Annotated in this window: 16 protein-coding genes; 3 read left to right on the forward strand and 13 right to left on the reverse strand. The window is 68.0% G+C overall.

What is annotated here, in order from left to right:
* Nucleotide 1 precedes the first annotated feature (1 nt).
* From ACFUEJ_RS03565 to ACFUEJ_RS03580, 4 genes are all read right to left on the reverse strand, one after another.
* On the reverse strand, nt 2–496 hold the full coding sequence (locus tag ACFUEJ_RS03565) for a MaoC family dehydratase (RefSeq protein ID WP_065631769.1): 495 nt from the start codon (nt 494–496) through the stop codon (nt 2–4).
* Entirely contained in the window at nt 493–1638 is a 1146-nt protein-coding gene (locus ACFUEJ_RS03570; protein WP_058251531.1) for an acyl-CoA dehydrogenase family protein, read from the reverse strand. Before ACFUEJ_RS03570 ends, ACFUEJ_RS03565 begins: the two co-directional genes overlap by 4 nt.
* A 117-nt stretch (nt 1639–1755) precedes the next feature.
* The gene (locus ACFUEJ_RS03575) at nt 1756–3792 is read right to left on the reverse strand and encodes an acetyl/propionyl/methylcrotonyl-CoA carboxylase subunit alpha (RefSeq protein WP_388027621.1); all 2037 of its coding nucleotides are present in this window, start codon (nt 3790–3792) and stop codon (nt 1756–1758) included.
* A gap of 44 nt (nt 3793–3836) precedes the next feature.
* Nucleotides 3837–5414, reverse strand: a complete 1578-nt coding sequence (locus ACFUEJ_RS03580) for a carboxyl transferase domain-containing protein (RefSeq protein ID WP_065631772.1) — start codon at nt 5412–5414, stop codon at nt 3837–3839.
* 224 nt (nt 5415–5638) lie between these two features.
* Between ACFUEJ_RS03580 and ACFUEJ_RS03585 the strand changes: the two genes are divergently transcribed.
* Complete coding sequence (locus ACFUEJ_RS03585; protein WP_078113398.1) at nt 5639–9211, forward strand: indolepyruvate ferredoxin oxidoreductase family protein; 3573 nt, start codon at nt 5639–5641, stop codon at nt 9209–9211.
* A gap of 100 nt (nt 9212–9311) precedes the next feature.
* Here ACFUEJ_RS03585 and ACFUEJ_RS03590 read toward each other — a convergent pair whose 3' ends face one another.
* Nucleotides 9312–10112 carry an SAM-dependent methyltransferase gene (locus tag ACFUEJ_RS03590; protein ID WP_388027625.1) on the reverse strand — a complete coding sequence of 267 codons (801 nt, stop codon included), beginning with the start codon at nt 10110–10112 and terminating at the stop codon, nt 9312–9314.
* Nucleotides 10090–10758: a DUF5336 domain-containing protein gene (locus tag ACFUEJ_RS03595; RefSeq protein WP_388027627.1), complete on the reverse strand. Its 669-nt coding sequence runs from the start codon at nt 10756–10758 to the stop codon at nt 10090–10092. Before ACFUEJ_RS03595 ends, ACFUEJ_RS03590 begins: the two co-directional genes overlap by 23 nt.
* A gap of 218 nt (nt 10759–10976) precedes the next feature.
* Between ACFUEJ_RS03595 and ACFUEJ_RS03600 the strand changes: the two genes are divergently transcribed.
* Nucleotides 10977–11630, forward strand: a complete 654-nt coding sequence (locus ACFUEJ_RS03600) for a TetR/AcrR family transcriptional regulator (protein ID WP_388027630.1) — start codon at nt 10977–10979, stop codon at nt 11628–11630.
* A gap of 15 nt (nt 11631–11645) precedes the next feature.
* Here ACFUEJ_RS03600 and ACFUEJ_RS03605 read toward each other — a convergent pair whose 3' ends face one another.
* From ACFUEJ_RS03605 to ACFUEJ_RS03615, 3 genes are all read right to left on the reverse strand, one after another.
* Nucleotides 11646–12266: a nitroreductase family protein gene (locus tag ACFUEJ_RS03605; protein ID WP_068969949.1), complete on the reverse strand. Its 621-nt coding sequence runs from the start codon at nt 12264–12266 to the stop codon at nt 11646–11648.
* 75 nt (nt 12267–12341) lie between these two features.
* A complete protein-coding gene (locus ACFUEJ_RS03610) occupies nt 12342–12752 on the reverse strand; it encodes an NUDIX hydrolase (RefSeq protein WP_211540104.1) in 411 nt (136 codons plus the stop codon).
* Nucleotides 12749–14221 carry a carboxyl transferase domain-containing protein gene (locus tag ACFUEJ_RS03615; protein ID WP_211540103.1) on the reverse strand — a complete coding sequence of 491 codons (1473 nt, stop codon included), beginning with the start codon at nt 14219–14221 and terminating at the stop codon, nt 12749–12751. The genes ACFUEJ_RS03610 and ACFUEJ_RS03615 overlap by 4 nt, the downstream gene beginning before the upstream one ends.
* 158 nt (nt 14222–14379) lie before the next feature.
* On the opposite strand from ACFUEJ_RS03615, the gene ACFUEJ_RS03620 reads away from it, so the two are divergent.
* Nucleotides 14380–14844 carry an SRPBCC family protein gene (locus tag ACFUEJ_RS03620; RefSeq protein ID WP_211540102.1) on the forward strand — a complete coding sequence of 155 codons (465 nt, stop codon included), beginning with the start codon at nt 14380–14382 and terminating at the stop codon, nt 14842–14844.
* Here the strand turns inward: ACFUEJ_RS03620 and ACFUEJ_RS03625 are convergent.
* The 4 genes from ACFUEJ_RS03625 to sucC form a co-directional block, all read right to left on the reverse strand.
* Nucleotides 14828–15340, reverse strand: a complete 513-nt coding sequence (locus ACFUEJ_RS03625) for an RDD family protein (protein ID WP_249146034.1) — start codon at nt 15338–15340, stop codon at nt 14828–14830. The two genes, ACFUEJ_RS03620 and ACFUEJ_RS03625, sit on opposite strands and share 17 nt — an antisense overlap.
* The gene (locus ACFUEJ_RS03630) at nt 15337–16047 is read right to left on the reverse strand and encodes a hypothetical protein (RefSeq protein WP_223258814.1); all 711 of its coding nucleotides are present in this window, start codon (nt 16045–16047) and stop codon (nt 15337–15339) included. Before ACFUEJ_RS03630 ends, ACFUEJ_RS03625 begins: the two co-directional genes overlap by 4 nt.
* Nucleotides 16048–16140: 93 nt before the next feature.
* Nucleotides 16141–17043, reverse strand: coding sequence for a succinate--CoA ligase subunit alpha (gene sucD, locus ACFUEJ_RS03635; protein WP_058251543.1), 903 nt, complete (start codon nt 17041–17043; stop codon nt 16141–16143).
* A gap of 14 nt (nt 17044–17057) precedes the next feature.
* Entirely contained in the window at nt 17058–18221 is a 1164-nt protein-coding gene (sucC, locus tag ACFUEJ_RS03640) for an ADP-forming succinate--CoA ligase subunit beta (RefSeq protein WP_211540101.1), read from the reverse strand.
* Nucleotides 18222–18550 lie beyond the last annotated feature (329 nt).

Consider the following 18550-nt stretch of genomic DNA (forward strand, 5'->3'; position numbering starts at 1 on the left):
GTCACTCCGTCCGTTGCCTGCGCACCAGCGTTGCTCGTGCGGCGCGGGCGACGACCTCGCCGTGCTGGTTGCGTCCGATGTGGGTCAAGTTCACCACGCCCTCACCCGGACGCGACCGCGATTCGCGTTTACCGGTGCACTCGGTCTCCGCGTACAGGGTGTCGCCGGCGAACAACGGCGCCGGGAAGGCGACCTCGCTGAAGCCCAGGTTCGCCACCAGGGTGCCCTGGGTGAGTTGGGAGACCGACAATCCCACGATCGTCGACAGGGTGAACATGGAGTTGATCAGCCGTTGCCCGCCGAAACCCGGCTGCTCGGCCGACCAGGCGGCGTCGAGGTGGAGCGCCTGCGTGTTCATGGTCAGCGTCGTGAACAGCACGTTGTCGGCCTCGGTGACAGTGCGTCCGGGCCGATGTTCGTAGATGGTGCCCTCCTCGAACTCCTCGAACCACAACCCGCGCTGTACGATTCGACGCCCGCCGGTGGTGTCGCTCATGCGAACCCCAGCTCGCGCGCGATCAGCATGAGCTGCACCTCGGTCGTGCCCTCACCGATCTCGAGGATCTTCGAATCGCGGTAGTGCCGGGCGACGGGATATTCGTTCATGAAGCCGTACCCGCCGTGGATCTGCGTGGCCATCCGGGCGTTGTCCATCGCCGCCTCACTGGCGATCATCTTGGCGATCGACGCCTCCTTCTTGAAGGGCTTGCCCGCCAACATCTTCGCCGCCGCGTCGTAGTAGGCGGTCCGTGCGACGTGGGCGCGCGCCTCCATCCGGGCGATCGCGAAGGACACCGACTGGTACTCACCGATCGCCTTGCCGAAGGATTGTCGCTCCTTGGCGTACTTCACGCTCTCGTCGACGCACCCCTGGGCGACGCCGGTGGCGAGGGCTGCGATGGCGATCCGCCCCTCGTCGAGGATGGACAGGAAGTTGGCGTATCCGCGGCCGCGGACACCGAGCAGGTTCTCCTTGGGAACGCGTACGTCGGTGAAGGTCAGCGGATGGGTGTCCGAGGCATTCCACCCGACCTTGTTGTACGCCGGCTCGGCGGTGAAACCCGGCGTGCCGGACGGCACGATGATGGTGGAGATCTCCTTCTTGCCGTTCTCCTTCACCCCGGTCACCGCGGTCACCGTCACCAGTGAGGTGATGTCGGTCCCCGAGTTGGTGATGAACTGCTTGCCGCCGTTGATGATCCACGAGTCACCGTCGTCCCGGGCCGTGGTCGCGGTGGCTCCGGCATCCGAGCCCGCCCCGGGTTCGGTCAACCCGAAGCCGGCGAGCGCCGTGCCTGCCGTGAGTTCGGGGAGGTACTGCTCTTTCTGCTCCTCGCTGCCGAATCGGTAGATCGGCATGGCGCCCAGACTCACCCCGGCCTCGAGGGTGATGGCGACGGACTGGTCGACCTTGCCGAGTTCCTCCAGCGCGAGCGACAGGGCGAAGTAGTCGCCGCCCATGCCGCCGTACTTCTCGTCGAAGGGAAGCCCGAACAGTCCCATCTTGCCCATCTGGGCGACGACGTCGTACGGAAAGCTGTGCTCGGCATCGTGTTTCGCGGCCACCGGCGCCACCACGGTCTGCGCGAAGTCGCGGACCGTCGCGATGAGGTCGGTGTACTCCTGGGTGAGTTCCATGTGAGTGTTCTCCTGGGAAGGTTGTCGACGGGTGGTTCAGGGCCCTTCGTGGCTCGTCGCTTTCGCTCCTCGCACCTCAGGGATCAGTAAAGGCTCGTCGCTTTCGCTCCTCGCACCTCAGAGATCAAGGGGATCGCCGGCGGTGACGACGGCGAGGATCTGTCCCGCGTCGACCTTGTCCCCCACCTTCACGGAGATGTCGACGGTGCCGTCCACCGGCGCGGTGAGCGCATGCTCCATCTTCATCGCCTCGACGACGACGACCGACTGGCCGGCGGAGACGTCGGCCCCGATCTCGGCGGCGACGGCGACCACGGTGCCCGGCATCGGGCTGGTGATCTCGCCGGCGTGCTCGTCGGCGGCCTCGTCGAGCAGGGGCTTCGCGAGTTCGAGGACCCAGGTGCCCGACGGCCCTCCCACCCACCAGCTCTCTCCGACTCGAACACTCGACCACGACTGCGTCACCCCGTCGACGACCAGGCGGTCCGATCCGCGACCGTCGCCGGGCTGCGCCGGCTGGTAGACCACGTGCCCGGTCCACGGCGCCTCGGCGTCGTCGTCGAAGGTGACGGTGGCGGTTCCCGAGACGGACCATTCGTCGGCGGCATCGACCTGGATGGCCACCGTCGAATGTCGTCCGCCGGCGACGAGGCGGGTGCGGACCGGAGCGGATCGACCGACCCGCCATCCGACCGCCGAGGACCAGACGTCGTCGGCATCGCGAGCGCCGATCCGTGCCAGACCCACGAGCACCTGTGCCTCGGGAATGGGCTCCGGCGCAGCGTAATCGGTGACGAGGCGGTCCAACAGCTCGGTGTCGAGGTCGGCGTCCACGACCGCCTGCTGGCGCAGGACGAAGCGGCAGAAGTCGATGTTGGTGACCACGCCCAGCACGCGTGTGTGGGCCAGTGCCTGATCGAGACGTTCGAGCGCCTCCTCCCGGTCGGCACCGTAGGCGATGATCTTCGCGAGCATCGGGTCGTAGTCACTGCCGACGCGCAATCCGTCGAGCATGGCCGAGTCGACGCGGATGCCGCCACCGGCCGAGGTGTCGGGATGGACGAGATGCTCGATCGTGCCGCCGGTCGGCAGGAAACCGCGGGCCGGGTCCTCGGCGTACACGCGTGCCTCGATCGCGTGGCCGCTGAGGGTGATCGTGTCCTGCGTCAGACCCAGGACTTCTCCGCGGGCGACGCGGATCTGTTGTTCCACGAGGTCGACTCCGGTGACGAGCTCGGTCACCGGGTGCTCGACCTGCAGGCGGGTGTTCATCTCCATGAAGAAGAACTCGTCGGGCCGGTGCGCCGACACGATGAACTCGACCGTGCCCGCCCCGGTGTAGCCGACACTGCGCGCGGCATCGCACGCGGCCTCACCGATGCGAGCACGGGTCTCGGCGTCGAGCAGCGCCGACGGCGCCTCCTCGATCACCTTCTGGTGCCGCCGCTGCAATGAGCACTCACGCTCGCCGAGGTGGATGACGTTCCCGTGCTGATCGGCGAGGACCTGCACCTCGATGTGGCGCGGGGTGTCGACGAAATGCTCGAGGAACAGCGCGTCGTCGCCGAACGCGGCGGCGGCCTCACGGCGGGCCCGCTCCAGCGCGGCCGGCAGCTCCGACGCCTCGGCCACCCGGTGCATGCCCTTTCCACCGCCACCCGCACTGGGCTTGATGAGAACCGGGAACCCGATGTCGGGGGCCGCGGCGATGAGGTCGTCGTCGATCAGGCCGGGGCGCGACAGACCCGGCACCACCGGCACGTCGCGAGCGGTGACGGCGGCCCGGGCCGTGATCTTGTCTCCCATCGTCGCGATCGCCTCCGCGGGCGGCCCGATGAAGACGATGCCCGCCTCCGCCAGAGCGGCCGCGAACTTCTGGTTCTCCGAGAGGAATCCGTAGCCCGGGTGGACGGCGTCGGCACCGGTCTTGCGTGCCGCGTCGACCACTTTTGCGATGTCGAGGTAGCTCTGGGTGGCGGCGGCCGGGCCGATGTGCACCGCGACGTCGGCCTCCCGGACGTGGCGCGCCTGCGCGTCGGCGTCGGAATAGACTGCGATACTGCGGATTCCCATGTGGCGCAGGGTGTCGATCACCCGGCAGGCGATCTCACCACGGTTGGCCACCAGGACACTGCGGATGGGTCTGGTACTCACGGTCGAAGTCCTCGGGGTAGGCGGAGCGGCGTCGGCATCGGCGGTCACATCCGGAAGACGCCGTAGCGCGGATCGGCGAGCGGTGCGTAGCGGGCGGTCTCGAGAGCGAGGCCGAGCAGTGTCCGGGTCTGCGCGGGGTCGACGATGCCGTCGTCCCACAGCCGGGCCGTCGAGTAGTAGGCATCCGATTGTTGTTCGAACTGTTCGCGGATCGGGGCCTTGAACGCTTCCTCGTCCTCGGTGGACCATTCCGCGCCGGATCGCTCGATCTGGTTGCGTCGCACCGTTCCGAGGGTGTCGGCGGCCTGCGGTCCGCCCATGACCGAGATGCGGGCGTTGGGCCACATCCAGAGGAATCTGGGCGAGTAGGCGCGTCCGCACATCGAGTAGTTGCCCGCGCCGAAGGAGCCGCCGACCATGACGGTGAACTTGGGCACGCGTGCGCACGCCACGGCATTGACCATCTTGGCCCCGTTCTTGGCGATGCCGCCCTGCTCATAGGCCTTGCCGACCATGAAGCCGGTGATGTTCTGCAGGAACAGCAACGGGATGCGACGCTGGTCGCACAGTTCGATGAAATGAGCTCCCTTCAGCGCGGATTCGCTGAACAGGACACCGTTGTTGGCGACGATCCCCACCGGGTGACCGTGCAGGTGCGCGAACGCCGTCACCAGACTGGTGCCGTAGTTCGCCTTGAACTCGTTGTATTCTCCTCCATCGCACAGGATCTCGATGACCGATCGGACGTCGTACGGAGTTCGCGGGTCGGTGGGCACCACGTCGTAGATGTCGGTCTGCGGCCGCACCGGCTCGCGGACCGGGATCGTCTCCCACTGTGGCGCCTCACGGGGCCCGAGCGTCGCGACGATCTCGCGGACCTTGGCGAGCGCCTGCTGGTCGTTGTCGACGAGGTGGTCGGTGACACCGGAGACCGATGAGTGCATCGCACCACCGCCGAGGTCCTCGGCGGAGACATCTTCTCCGGTCGCCGCCTTCACCAGTGGCGGGCCCGCGAGGAAGATGGTGCCCTGATTGCGCACGATCACCGTCTCGTCGCTCATCGCCGGGACATAGGCCCCGCCGGCGGTCGACGACCCGAGCACCGCGGCGATCTGCGGGATGCCGGCGGCGCTCATGGTCGCCTGATTGAAGAAGATCCGTCCGAAGTGATCCCGGTCGGGGAACACCTCGTCCTGCTGGAGCAACATCGCGCCGCCCGAGTCGACGAGGTAGATGCACGGGAGCCGGTTGGCCGCCGCGATCTCCTGCGCACGCAGATGCTTCTTGACCGTGACCGGGTAGTACGTGCCGCCGGAGACCGTGGCGTCGTTGGCGACGATCATGCACTCTCGACCCGCGACGCGCCCCACGCCGGCGATGACCCCGGCGGCGGGCACCTTGCCGCCGTACATCCCGAAGGCCGCGAGCGGGGCCACCTCGATGAACGGCGACCCGACGTCGAGCAGCCCGTCGACCCGGTCCCGCGGGAGCAACTTTCCGCGAGCGACGTGGCGATCACGAGCCTTCGCGCCGCCGCCGGCGGACACCTCTCGCAGGCGTTCGTCGAGCAGGTCGAGATTGCGCTGGTGTGCGGCCCGGAAGCCGTCGAGCGTGCTGGTCACCGTCGACCCTTCAGTTAGTGGCTATTAACTGAAAGTGATCGTACGCGATGAAGTGGCCCATGTCACGCCCCGGTTCATCCACCGCGTCGACATGACCTACGTGACGCGCATCACGTCTTCTCGTACTGTTGTGGCAGGCCCACCACCCCCGGGCCGACACAACCGATGCGCCGACACCCCGGAACCCCGGACCGGCCACCGCACACAGAAGGCCAGGTGACCCCATGACCCTCGCAGACGACCGCGCTCGCTCCGAGCACGTCCCGACCCCCGGCACGCCGCCCGAGACGGCAGCCACCGGGTTCTCGCTCGACGACCGCTACACCCGCGAGTCCGGCGACATCTACCTCACCGGCATCCAGGCCCTGGTACGCATGGTCCGCGACCGCGCTCGCGTCGACCGCCGTTCCGGCCTCCGGACGGCCTCGTTCATCTCCGGCTACGAGGGCTCTCCCCTCGCCGGTTACGATCTCGAACTCGCCCGACGGCACGAGCATCTCGCCCCGTACGACGTCATCCACCGGCCCGGTCTCAACGAAGAGCTCGCCGCGACCTCGGTGATGGGTTCGCAGCTCGCCGCACAGGTCATCGGCGGTGCCGAATTGACGCCGTCCGCGGACGGGCTCCCCCGCGACGGCGTCGTCGGATACTGGTACGGCAAGGCGCCCGGTCTCGATCGCGCGACGGACGCCCTGCGGCACGCGAATCTGATCGGAACCCATTCCACCGGTGGCGCGGTCGCGCTGGTCGGTGACGACCCGGGCGCGAAATCCTCGACGGTCCCGTGCGCATCGGAGATGGCGCTGGCCGACCTCTACATCCCGATCCTCTATCCGGCCGATTCCCAAGACATCTTGGATCTCGGTGTCCATGCGGCGCTCATGAGCCGCACCAGCGGGGTCTGGACCTCGCTCAAGATCTCCGCGCACGTCGCGGACGGCGCGTCGACCGCACGCGTCGACCCGGACCGCATAGTGCCCGTCTACGGCGACCTCGGGACGAGCCCCCACGTGCCCAGCGGGCGCCTACTCGGCGCCCACCTCATGGAACTCGAACAGAATCAGCTGACCACCCGGCTCCCGCGTGCGCAGGAGTACGCACGGCTCAACGGCCTCAACCGGATCGTGGTCTCGAGTCCCGACGACCGCATCGGCATCGTCGCCGCGGGAAAGACCTACCTCGATCTCCGGGAAGCACTGCGTCTGATGCGGATCGACGACGAGGATCTGCGCCGGCTCGGAATCCGCATCCTCAAGCTCGGCATGGTCTACCCGATCGAGCGAGAGATCCTGAATCGCTTCATGTTCGACACCGCCACCGGTGATCTCGACGAGGTCATCGTGGTCGAGGAGAAGCGCGACTTCATCGAGACGATGATGCGCGACATCCTGTTCCGCCACCCGCGGGCCCCGCGCATCGTGGGGAAGGTGCACGAAGACGGATCGACCTTGTTCTCCCGCTTCGGCGAACTCGACGTCGACGCGGTGACCCGAGGACTCGCCGACCGTCTCGCCCGCCACGGGGTCGACGCCGCGCGGATCTGGCTCGACCGCAAAGCCGCTCGCCGCACCCGCATCGAACTCCCGTTGGCGGTGCGCACCCCGTACTTCTGCTCCGGCTGCCCCCACAACAGTTCGACGAAGGTCGCCGAGAACACCCTGGTCGGCGCCGGCATCGGTTGTCACGCGATGGTGTTGCTGATGGATCCCCGGCAGGTCGGCGACATCGCCGGGGTCACCCAGATGGGCGGCGAGGGCGCGCAATGGATCGGCATGGCCCCGTTTGTGTCCGCGGACCACTTCGTGCAGAACATCGGCGACGGAACCTTCTCGCACTCGGGGTCGCTGGCGTTGCGGGCGGCCGTGGCGTCGGGCGCGAACATCACCTACAAGCTGCTCTACAACGGCACCGTCGCGATGACCGGCGGACAGGACCCGGTGGGCGGGATGACCCTGCCGCGGTTGACGTCACTGCTGCTCGACGAAGGTGTCAGCCGGGTCGTGGTCACCTCCGACGACCCGAAACATGTTCGTACGCTGGGACTCCCCGACACCGTCGAGGTCCGCCACCGCGATGACCTGCTCGAGGTACAGACCGAACTCGCGGGCGTCGCGGGCGTCACGGTGCTCGTGCACGATCAGCATTGCGCCGCCGAGAAGCGCCGCAAGCGCAAGCGCGGCGCCATGCCCACCCCCACTCGTCGCGTCGTGATCAACGAACGCATCTGCGAGGGGTGCGGCGACTGCGGCGAGAAGTCGAACTGCCTCTCGGTGCACCCGGTCCAGACCGAGTTCGGACGCAAGACGCGCATCGACCAGAGTTCGTGCAACCTCGACCTCTCCTGTCTCAAGGGCGACTGCCCGTCGTTCGTCACGGTCACCCCGGGCACCGACCGCATCCGCACGCGCGCAGCCGATCTGGCGGACACCGTGTTGCCGATGCCCGCGGTCCCCGCCATCCGCGACACCTTCTCCCTGCGCATCACGGGTATCGGCGGTACCGGCGTGGTGACCGTGTCCCAGGTCCTGGCCACCGCTGCCGTCCTCGACGGCCACTCGGCCCGGACCGTCGACATGACCGGGCTCGCGCAGAAGGGCGGCGCCGTGGTCAGCGACATCAAGGTGGCCCCGTATCCGCTGGAGCAGGCGGCGAAGGTGGCGTCCGAGGACTGCGACCTGTACCTCGTGTGCGATCCGCTGGTCGGCACCGACCCGGTCAACCTCAAGGTCACCGCTCCCGAGAAGACGGTCGCGATCGTCTCGACCACCCAGGTGCCGACCGGGTTGATGGTCATCGACACCTCGGTCGGGTTCCCGGCGGACTCCGCCGTCCACTCCGCGGTCGACTCCCGGGTCGCGCGGACCGTGTACCTCGATTCGGGAGCGGTGTCGACAGCCTTGTTCGGCGACGAGCAGTACGCCAACATGTTGATGGTCGGTGCTGCGTATCAAGCCGGGGCGCTGGCCATCTCGGCGGAATCCATCGAGCGGGCGATCGAGCTCAACGGCGTGGCCGTGGACGCGAACGTCCAGGCGTTCCGGCGCGGCCGGCAGGTCGTGTCCGATCCCGACTCCGTGTCCGGCACCATCGACGGACTGCACGGTCGCGGGGTCGCCGAGATCGAACCGAGCCGCCACGCCCTCGAGGTGGTCAGCGCGCTCGGGGATATCGACGCCGACCTCCGGCGCACCATCGCGATCCGGTACGACGAGCTGACCGCCCACTCCGACGAGAGATACGCGCGAACCTACCTCGACACGGTCGACCGCGTACGACGCGTCGCATCGGACGCCCCGCTCACCGCCGCCGTCGCCCGAAACCTGTACAAGCTGATGGCCTACAAGGACGAGTACGAGGTCGCCCGGCTCACGCAGGATCCGGCGTTCGCCGCGCGCATCGCCGACGAATTCGGCGCCGACGCCGAGGTCGCGGTACGCCTCCACCCACCGACCCTACGGAGTATGGGGATGCGCGAGAAGCTGGCGCTGGGATCGTGGGCCGACACCCCGCTGAGCGCGCTCGCGAAGGCGAAGCGGCTCCGGGGGACCCGACTGGACCCGTTCGGCCGCAGCGAGATCCGACGCACCGAACGCGCGCTGATCGTCGAGTACCGGGAACTCGTCGACGCCGCGCTCGATGCGCTCGCGAGTGGGCGCATCGGCGCGGACCAGGTACCCGCGGTCGTCGACCTCGCGGAACTACCGGACATGGTCCGGGGTTACGAGGGGATCAAGATGGCCAACGTCGCGCGCTACCGGGAAGCGGTCGCACGGCAGCGGGAGGTGCTGGGGATCTAGGGCCTTCGAGCCGGCGCAACTGAAAACCGCCCGACACAGCGCACCCGACGCCCATGAGGCGTCGGGCCACCGCTGGAGGGTGGTTTTCAGCCGGCCGGCCTCACCGCGCCCGCCGAAGACGCGCCACAGCGGTCTGGCCATCGTCGCCCGGGACGACCTCGCACTCGTAATGCGCTCTGGTAGGCGGGGCGACGGCGACCAGGTCGTACTGGGCGGTGTTCATCTCGATCAGCAACTCGCCACCGACGGCGAGCCATCCCCGGGCGTCGGCGATCAACGCCGTGATGTGGTCGAGGCCGTCCCGGCCACCGAGCAGTGCCCGGTGCGGTTCGTGATCCCGGGCCTCCGGCGCCAGCAGTCCGAGCGCCGACTCGGGCACGTAGGGAGGTACTGCGGCGATCACGTCCAGGCGGCCGCGTAGTGCTGCCGGCAACGGGACGAGCCCGGCACCGAGGTGAATCCCGGTCCCGTCCGGCAGGTTTCGGCGCGCGAAGCCGAGCGCGGTGTCGTCGGCATCGACGACATGCAGTTCGACGCCGGGCACCGCGGCCACAACACTCGCGGCGATGGGGGCGACCCCGCAGAACGCCTCGAGTACGGTCGGCGACCGGCACGCATCTGCTGCGGCGATCGCGGTGCGCGCCAACAACAGGGAACGCTGCCGCGGCACGAAGACGCCCGGGCCCACGGACAACCGCAACTCGCCGAACTGCACCCAGCCCACCAGATGCTCGATCGGCACGCCGGCCACGCGTCGGGCACACAGCGCGTCGAGTTCGGTTGCGTCGGCTGTGTGTTCGCGAAGCAGCGCGGCTTCTTCGTCGGCGAAGACACATCCCGCACGACGCAGGAGGCGAACGATCGGATCGTCGGGGCCGTCATCCCCGGTTGGGCGAGTCATCCTTCTTCAGACCGTACAAGAACGCCGCTGCCATGAGCAGCGCCACCTGCAGGAATCCCAGGATCAGCCCGACGATCGCACCGGCACCGAGGTCGAGGAACGGCGGCGTGATCAGTGCCGCGGCGAACAGGGCCAGCCACGCGGCGACTCCGACGACCGCGAGGAACGGCAGCGCCTTGCGATAGCTCGGAACCAGCACGAACGTCGCCGCGATGCCGACGACCCCGAGCAGGATGAAGAACTTGCCGGGGTTCAGGACGATCTCGTAGGAGAAGTACGCGGGTATGCCGCCCTGCCCTTCCTCGAAATCCGTTCCCCAACGGTTGAGTTCCTCCTCGGCACCGGCCCCGACCGAGATCCACCCGAGGAAGCCCATGAAGTACGTGACCACCCCCGCGACCGCGGAGGCCAGCGCGAAGATCACCGACAGGTCCGCACGTGGTCCGCGTGCCGGCTGTCCCCAGCCAGGACCGGGAGGCGGGTACTGCGCGCCGGGGTTCCACTGCTGAGGAGGAAGACTCCCGGTGCCCGGGTGCTGGACGTGGGCCGTCTGATCCTGGTTGCCGGCGAAGCCCCCGGTCTGCAGCGGGCCCTGCGGAACGCCTGACCACTGACCGCCGGGGTGCTGGGGTTCGCCTGGATTCACGATCCGCTCCTCGTCGCTGCTGCGGGACTCGGCCCGCCGCCCTTTCGGACTGTTCTGCGCCCGCCGTCCGGCGCGCGATCATGCGCAAGACTAAGCCCTTCCCGGCCTCGTGAGCACCGGCCGGTGCAGTTTTCATTCGACCGGGTCACCCACCCCGCGCGCCGACGTCGGACACGCTGCATCTCGCCCGCACGCCGAACGCGTAGAGTTCGGGATCGATGTCCGCGACGCATGAACCGCGCGAGGACGAATCGGAGATCACGAATCGTCCGCCGACGCGCCGAACCCAGGCCAAGGCGGCCCGTCGTGCCGAATTGCTGTCCGCCGCCGCCCACCAGATGGCCGAGCGAGGATTCGCCGGCGTGCGACTGGAGGACATCGGACGAGCCGTCGGGGTGAGCGGCCCGGCCATGTACCGCCACTTCTCCTCCAAGACCGAGCTACTCGACGAGATGCTCATCGACATCAGTCAGCGACTGCACGACGGCGGCAGCGAGGTCGCCGACCGCGGCGGCTCACCGACGGAAACCTTGGTGGCGCTCATCGGCTTTCACATCGACGTCCTCGTCACCCGTCCCGACCTCATCACGGTGCAGGATCGGGACCTGCCGTCGATGACCCCGGACGCCAATCACCGGGTCCGGCTGCTGCAGCGCCGTTACGTGGAACGGTGGGTGGACGTGCTCCTCGCGGTGGTCGACGAGAACGGGGGCACACTCGACCGCGAGGAAGCCCGCGTGCGCGTTCACGCGATGTTCGGGTTGCTCAACTCGTCGCCTCGCCTGCCCGCGTTCGACCAGCACGGACTGCGCCGCCTCCTCACCGCGATGGCGCTGGCGGCACTCCGGTGTGAGGTGCCGGATCAGTCGTGACCCGGCACCCCGCCCTCACCAGCCGTCGATGTGGAGGACCGAGTCGAGAGGTTTGCGCGGCGCGGGCTTGAAATCGGTGCCCTTGCTGTAGGCCACCGGCAGCAACACGCCCTGATGGATGTTGGCCGGGATGCCGAGGAGCTCGGCCACCTCTTTCTCGTAGTTCAGGTGGAGGGTCGTCCACGCCGATCCGAGGCCGCGAGCACGCAACGCCAACTGCAGGCTCCAGGCACCCGGCAGCAGCGAACCCCAGACACCGGCCTGGTTACCCGCCGGCAGGTCGCCACCGGTGTAGATGGCGCCGATGACAAGCACCGGGACCTGACCCATCGTGTCGGCGAGGTACTGGGCACTGGAGGCGACGCGCTTGCCGGTCTCATCCCGCGGGGCCTGGCCCGAGTAGTACTTGGCGAACGACTGCGCGTAATAGTCCGCGACCTTCTGCTTCAGCTCGGGATCGGTGAGCACGATCCAGTGCCAGGTCTGGCTGTTGCTGCCGGTCGGTGCCTGCAACGCGACCTCGAGCGCCTCCTTGACCACGTCGAGCGGCACGGGACGCTCGAAGTCGAGACGCTTGCGCACCGAGCGGGTGGTGGTGAGGAGTTGGTCAGGGTCCAGGGGCAGTAGATCGGTCATCCCTCCATCCTGCACAAAACCATGTCCGTGCACCACGTCGGCCCCGCTGCGCCGGGACCGTCGGCGGGTGCGCCGTCAGGGCGACTCCGGCGGCATCACACCGGCCTGCTCCAGGTACTCCACCAACCTGTTCGTGACCTTCGCCCGACGGACCTCGGCCGGTGTGAAGTACGCCGCGTCCGCGGCGTCGTCACCTGGACGTAGTTCCCCGGAACGGATCTCGGCACGGAAGTCGTGGACCTCGTACACCCGTCCGTCGCCGACCGGGATCTCGAGTTGGATGGCCAATTCGCCGACCGTCACCCGCAAGCCGGTTTCCTCTTCGACCTCGCGGACCACCGCCTGCTCCAGCGACTCCCCGGGCTCCACCCGGCCGCCGGGGAGGCTCCAGTGCCCGGCCGACGGCTCGTTCCGCCTCAGGATCAACAGGATCCGTCCTGACTCGTCGGTGATGAGCGCCCCGACGGCGACGGTGCGCGCGCTCATCGCGCGTCTTTCGACGGCACGCGTGTTCGTGCCTCGTCGTCCGGAACCGGCGATCCCGCGAGATACCGGCCGATCCAGTCGCGGATCGCCGACAGCGCTTCGTCGTCCGATCCGGCGTCGACGACGTGGTCGATCATGCCCTGCGCGGCCATGCGCCCGGCGAGAATGCCCTGCCGCGAGGCCATCTCACCGGCATGGTCGAGATCACGGTGCACGATGAGACTCGCTCCCTCGGGCGGCAACGGCGAGAGCCAGGCGTCGGCGCGCGCGACCCGGACGTCGGCGGGGAACAGCGCGAGCGCGGCGCCGCCCGCACCCTGCCCGAGGAGGACCGAGACGGTCGGCACGCGCACACTGAGCAATTCGACTGTGCAGCGCGCTATCTGCGCCGCGAGGCCACCCTCCTCGGCGACGACCGACAGTTCCGCGCCCGGGGTGTCGATCACGGTGACCACCGGGAGTCCGAGGTCGCCGGCCGCCATGATCGCCCGCCGCGCCTCGCGCAGATGTCGCGGCCCCGGGAGGTCCCCCGCCGCCTGTGACGTCCGGTCGTAGCCGACGACCAACGCGACCCGACCGTCGAAGTCGCTGAGCGAGAAGCGCAGTGGCCCGGCATCCGACAGTGGCGCCGAATCCCCGCCGGCCAGGAACTCGACCAGGCCCGCGCGTCCGGCCTCGCGGGTGGCGAGCACACAGGCCCAGGTGTCCTCCGGCTCCCCCGACTGCGTGCGCTGCGGACGTACCGTCACCGAGTCGTCCGACGACGGCCGGTCACGCGCGTCGAGCAGTCGCAGCACCGCGGCGAGGCGGGCCGGCAGATCGACGGGATCGACCACGTCGTCGACAACCGTTGTGCGGACCAGATTCTCCGCGGTCTGGACATCGGCCGGAAAGGGCTCCCCGTACAGGCCTTCGTAGACGCGCGGCCCGAGAAAACCGATGAGCGCTCCGGGTTCCGCCCAGGTGATGTGGCCGAGCGAACCCCACGACGCGAACACGCCACCCGTGGTCGGATGACGCAGGTACACCAGGTAGGGCAGGCCGGCGGCCTTGTGGTCGGTCACGGCACCCGTGATGGCGACCATCTGCAGGAACGCCGCGGTTCCCTCCTGCATCCGGGTGCCTCCGGAGGCGGGAAACGCCAGCAGCGGAAGTCGTTCGCGTGTCGCGCGTCGGACCGCTGCGACGATCCGGGCCCCCGCATCGCGCCCGATCGACCCGCCGAGAAACTCGAACTCCCCCAGCACGATCGCCACTCGCCGGCCGCCGATCGCGCCGGCGCCGGTGGTGACCGATTCGTCCGAACCGCTCTTTCGGCGTGCCCGGTCGAGCTCGATGGCATAGGTGTCGTCCGCACCATCGGACGTCGTGGCCGGCTCACCGACCGGCGCATCCCACGATTCCCACATATCGTCGTCGACGATCATCACGCGCAGGTCTGTCGCCGTCAGCCGTGCCCGCTCACCCATGCCTCACACCGTATCCCGCCGCGGCCGGGCGGCTCCGGCCTGACGTCGACACCCTCCGCGACGCCCCGACGGGATGATATCCGTCGGCGCCCGGTGTCATACTCTCGTCAGCCCGACACCCGTTCCGTACCACCGACCGATCTCTTCCGGGGGCCCGCATGTCCGACACCTTCCGCATCACCCGATCCACCATCGTCGACGCACCGCCCACTGCGGTGCTGCCGTACCTGGTCGACTTCCACCAGTGGGTGCACTGGTCGCCGTGGGAGGGCGTCGACCCCGACATGACGCGCGACTACTCCGGTGCGGAATCCGGTGTCGGCGCGAAGTACGCGTGGTCGGGCAACAAGAAGGCCGGACGCGGCGCCATGGAGATCACGCGCGTCGACGAGCCGCGCGAGGTCGAGGTGCACCTTGCCTTCGAGAAGCCGATGAAGGCCACCAACACCGTCACCTTCGAACTCGCGCCGGAGGGACAGGCGACGCGGGTGTCCTGGACGATGGTCGGCGCACAGACGTTGTTCAGCCGCGTGGCAGGGTTCTTCGGCATCTTCGACAAGATGCTGGGCAAGGACTTCGAGAAGGGACTGGCTCAGCTCAAGGCGGTCAGCGAGAGTAGATGACCCGGGTGCGCAGGAGGACGTCGGCCACCGACCGCCGACGCCGGTCGACGACCACCCACACCAGACCGATCGCGAAGAACGTACAGAGCAGGGCGCGCAGCACTGCGATGGTCGGCCGAATCCGGGCACCCTCTGAATTGACCACCCGCAGGCCCATCACGACCGACCCGAGTGTGCGTCCGGAGACCTCCCAGCACGTCGCGAGGTAGAGCACCGCCACCAGCACGAAGCCGGTCGTGGTGAAGACCAGATCGACCTCCGGCAACGAGAATTCGCTGACCGAGAGCACGAACTTCATCAGGGACAGGCCCGCATAGGCGGCACCGAGGATCGTCCACACGACGAGGAGGTCGAGGAACGAGGCGACACCCCGGCTCACGATGCCCGCGTTCTTGTCCCGGTCCTGCACCGCATGGGCCTTGTGCACGGGCGGCAGACCGGGCGTCGTCGGGGACGAGTTCTGCAGCAGCTCTGTCGGTTTCGGTTCCGCGGTCATCGTGGCCCCTCCTCATCGGGAGCTGCCTCGATGGCCGCGGCACCGCGGCGACGCAAGAATCGGTTGACCGCGTTGGCCACCGCGTCGTCGGCACGTTCGCTGGTGCTGCGCACGTCGGTCATCACATCGGCGGTCACCGAGGTGCTCGCCTCCCGGATGATGTCGGGGAGGTCGACACCGTCGATGATCTCCTCGGCGAGTCCGATCAGGTCGACGCGCCCGAGAATGGCGTCGATGTCGATCCGGGCCGCGATCGCGTCGATGTCGATCCGGGTGGCGACGGAGTCGAGATCGACCTTGCCGATCACCCTGTCGAGGTCCACCAGATCGATCGCCGCCATCAGATCCACCTGTGCGACAGCCCGATCGAGATCGACCGTGGTGATCACCTCGTCGATGTCGATGAGTGCGAGGACCTCGCTGATGAGTCGTTTCAGGTCGACGTGGGTGAGGACGAGGTCGGTGAGGTCGACCTCCTCGACCAATGCGTCGACGACCTCCCGGATGACGACTCCCAGAACGGCTCGCGTCGTCGAGACCACCACGGTGACAGCGGTGTCGGCGGCCTCGGCCAGCCGCGCACGGACGGACCCGACGACCCCGCCCGCGAGGGGTAGACGTTCCGCGACGTCGGCCACCACCCCGGCGAACCGCATCGACTCCCCTGCCAGCTGGGAGATCGCGCCGCGTCGCGCCGGGGAGTTCACCGACGAATTATCGCACGCGCCGATCCGGTCGGTCGGCCCACGAAAAAACCCGAGCGGGCAGACCCGCTCGGGTTCTTCGGTTCTCGTGACTTCTTACAGTGCCTCGTAGAGCTCCCGCGCCAGCGCGGCGGTCTCGGACGGCGTCTTGCCGACCTTGACGCCCGCAGCCTCGAGGGCTTCCTTCTTGCCCTGCGCGGTGCCCGCACCGCCGGAGACGATGGCGCCGGCATGGCCCATGGTCTTGCCCTCGGGGGCGGTGAAGCCCGCGACGTAGCCGACGACGGGCTTGGTCACGTTGGCCTTGATGTACTCGCCGGCCTTCTCCTCGGCGTCGCCGCCGATCTCACCGATCATCACGATCAGCTTGGTCTCGGGATCCTTCTCGAACGCCTCGATGGCGTCGATGTGGGTGGTGCCGATGACCGGGTCGCCGCCGATGCCGATGGCGGTCGAGAAGCCGAGATCGCGCAGCTCGTACATCATCTGGTAGGTCAGGGTGCCCGACTTGGAGACCAGACCGATCGGCCCCTTGCCGGTGATGTTGTTCGGCGTGATGCCCACCAGCGCCTCACCCGGGGTGATGATGCCGGGGCAGTTGGGGCCGATGATGCGGGTCTTCTCGCCCTTCTCCACGTTGTAGGCCCACGCGTAGGCGGAGTCCTGCACCGGGATGCCCTCGGTGATGACCACGAGCAGCGGGATCTCCGCGTCGATGGCCTCGATGATGGCGTCCTTGGAGAACTTCGGCGGCACGAAGGCGATCGAGGTGTCGGCCCCGGTCTCCTTCATGGCCTCGGCGACCGATGCGAACACCGGCAGCTCGACGTTGTTGCCGTCGGCGTCGACGTGCGACACGGTGGTGCCGGCCTTGCGCGCGTTGACACCGCCGACGATGTTGGTGCCGGCCTTGAGCATCAGAGCGGTGTGCTTGGTGCCCTCACCGCCGGTGATGCCCTGGACGATGACCTTGTTGTCTTTGTTCAGAAAGATCGACATATTCCGTGGCTCCCTTACTTGCTCGCCAGCTCGGCGGCCTTGTCGGCGCCCGAGTCCATGGTTTCGGCGAGCGTGACCAACGGGTGGTTCGCATCGGCCAGGATCTTGCGGCCTTCGTCGACCTTGTTGCCGTCGAGGCGGACGACCAGCGGCTTGTTGGCGTCGGACCCCAGCTTCTCGAGAGCACCGACGATGCCGTTGGCGACGGCGTCACATGCGGTGATGCCACCGAAGACGTTGACGAAGACGCTCTTGACCTGCTCGTCGCCGAGGATGACGTCGAGGCCGGCAGCCATGACCTCGGCCGAGGCGCCGCCGCCGATGTCGAGGAAGTTCGCGGGCTTCACGTTGTTGTGCTTCTCACCGGCGTAGGCGACCACGTCGAGGGTCGACATGACCAGTCCCGCGCCGTTGCCGATGATGCCCACCTCGCCGTCGAGCTTGACGTAGTTGAGGTCGTTCTCCTTGGCCTTGAGCTCCAGGGGATCGGTGGCGTCGCGATCCTCGAACTCCTCGTGGCCGGGCTGACGGAAGTCGGCGTTGGCATCGAGGGTGACCTTGCCGTCGAGGGCGAGGATCCGATCGTCCGGGGTGCGGACGAGCGGGTTGACCTCGACCAGGGTGGCATCTTCCTTGACGAAGACCTCCCAGAGCTTCGCGATGGTGACCGCTGCGGCGTCGAGCACCTCGGCAGGCAGATGGCCCTGCTCGGCGATCGAGCGCGCGGTTTCCAGATCGACACCCTTCACGGCGTCGACGGCGACCCGCGCGAGGCGCTCGGGCTTGGTCGCCGCGACCTCTTCGATCTCCATGCCACCCTCGACCGAGCACATGGCCAGGTAGGAGCGGTTGGTGCGATCGAGCAGGAAGGAGATGTAGTACTCCTCCGCGATGTCGCTGGCCTCGGCGACCAGCAGCTTCTTGACGACGTGGCCCTTGATGTCGAGGCCAAGGATGTTGGAAGCGTGGGACTGCGCGTCGTCCGGGGTCGCGGCGTACTTGACGCCGCCTGCCTTGCCACGCCCGCCGGTCTTGACCTGCGCCTTGATCATCACGGGCTTGCCGATTTCCTCGGCGATCGCCCGCGCATCGGCGGCATCATCGGTCACCCGACCGGGTGTGGTGGGAACCCCGTGCTTGGCGAACAGTTCCTTCGCCTGGTATTCGAAGAGATCCATTCAGCTCACCATCTCGTAGATTTGCCCGCGCAAGGGTGTAATGCGGGCCATATCGGACTTTAAACCTGTCGGGAATCGCCACCCCGCGCGCACCCTGCGCTTGTGCGACAGATCACTCGCTCGGTCGGTTCTCACAGTATTGACGTCGTGACGTGAGGTCCGCAGCGTCGGTCCGACCCCATGAACTGCGACGACCGCAGAATCCATCGGCGCGCGGTCTTCACAGGTTGAATTTGCTGTAGTGAACAGAAAATCCGGCAATTTCCATACTTGGCGACCAGCCATGTGACTCAGCTCACAATATGCCGGTTTGTCGCTGTCTACGGTTG

It is taken from the genome of Gordonia sp. NPDC057258 (genome assembly GCF_042668985.1).
GTDB classification, from domain to species: domain Bacteria; phylum Actinomycetota; class Actinomycetes; order Mycobacteriales; family Mycobacteriaceae; genus Gordonia; species Gordonia hongkongensis.

What these genes read in the sequence shown, in the direction of transcription:
- ACFUEJ_RS03620 (WP_211540102.1), top strand. Translation starts at nt 14,380, where the DNA reads ATGTCCGACACCTTCCGCATCACCCGATCCACCATCGTCGACGCACCG.
- ACFUEJ_RS03565 (WP_065631769.1), bottom strand. Translation starts at nt 496, where the DNA reads ATGAGCGACACCACCGGCGGGCGTCGAATCGTACAGCGCGGGTTGTGG.
- ACFUEJ_RS03625 (WP_249146034.1), bottom strand. Translation starts at nt 15,340, where the DNA reads ATGACCGCGGAACCGAAACCGACAGAGCTGCTGCAGAACTCGTCCCCG.
- ACFUEJ_RS03615 (WP_211540103.1), bottom strand. Translation starts at nt 14,221, where the DNA reads ATGGGTGAGCGGGCACGGCTGACGGCGACAGACCTGCGCGTGATGATC.
- ACFUEJ_RS03610 (WP_211540104.1), bottom strand. Translation starts at nt 12,752, where the DNA reads ATGAGCGCGCGCACCGTCGCCGTCGGGGCGCTCATCACCGACGAGTCA.
- sucC (WP_211540101.1), bottom strand. Translation starts at nt 18,221, where the DNA reads ATGGATCTCTTCGAATACCAGGCGAAGGAACTGTTCGCCAAGCACGGG.
- ACFUEJ_RS03600 (WP_388027630.1), top strand. Translation starts at nt 10,977, where the DNA reads ATGTCCGCGACGCATGAACCGCGCGAGGACGAATCGGAGATCACGAAT.
- ACFUEJ_RS03605 (WP_068969949.1), bottom strand. Translation starts at nt 12,266, where the DNA reads ATGACCGATCTACTGCCCCTGGACCCTGACCAACTCCTCACCACCACC.
- ACFUEJ_RS03590 (WP_388027625.1), bottom strand. Translation starts at nt 10,112, where the DNA reads ATGACTCGCCCAACCGGGGATGACGGCCCCGACGATCCGATCGTTCGC.
- ACFUEJ_RS03570 (WP_058251531.1), bottom strand. Translation starts at nt 1,638, where the DNA reads ATGGAACTCACCCAGGAGTACACCGACCTCATCGCGACGGTCCGCGAC.
- sucD (WP_058251543.1), bottom strand. Translation starts at nt 17,043, where the DNA reads ATGTCGATCTTTCTGAACAAAGACAACAAGGTCATCGTCCAGGGCATC.
- ACFUEJ_RS03585 (WP_078113398.1), top strand. Translation starts at nt 5,639, where the DNA reads ATGACCCTCGCAGACGACCGCGCTCGCTCCGAGCACGTCCCGACCCCC.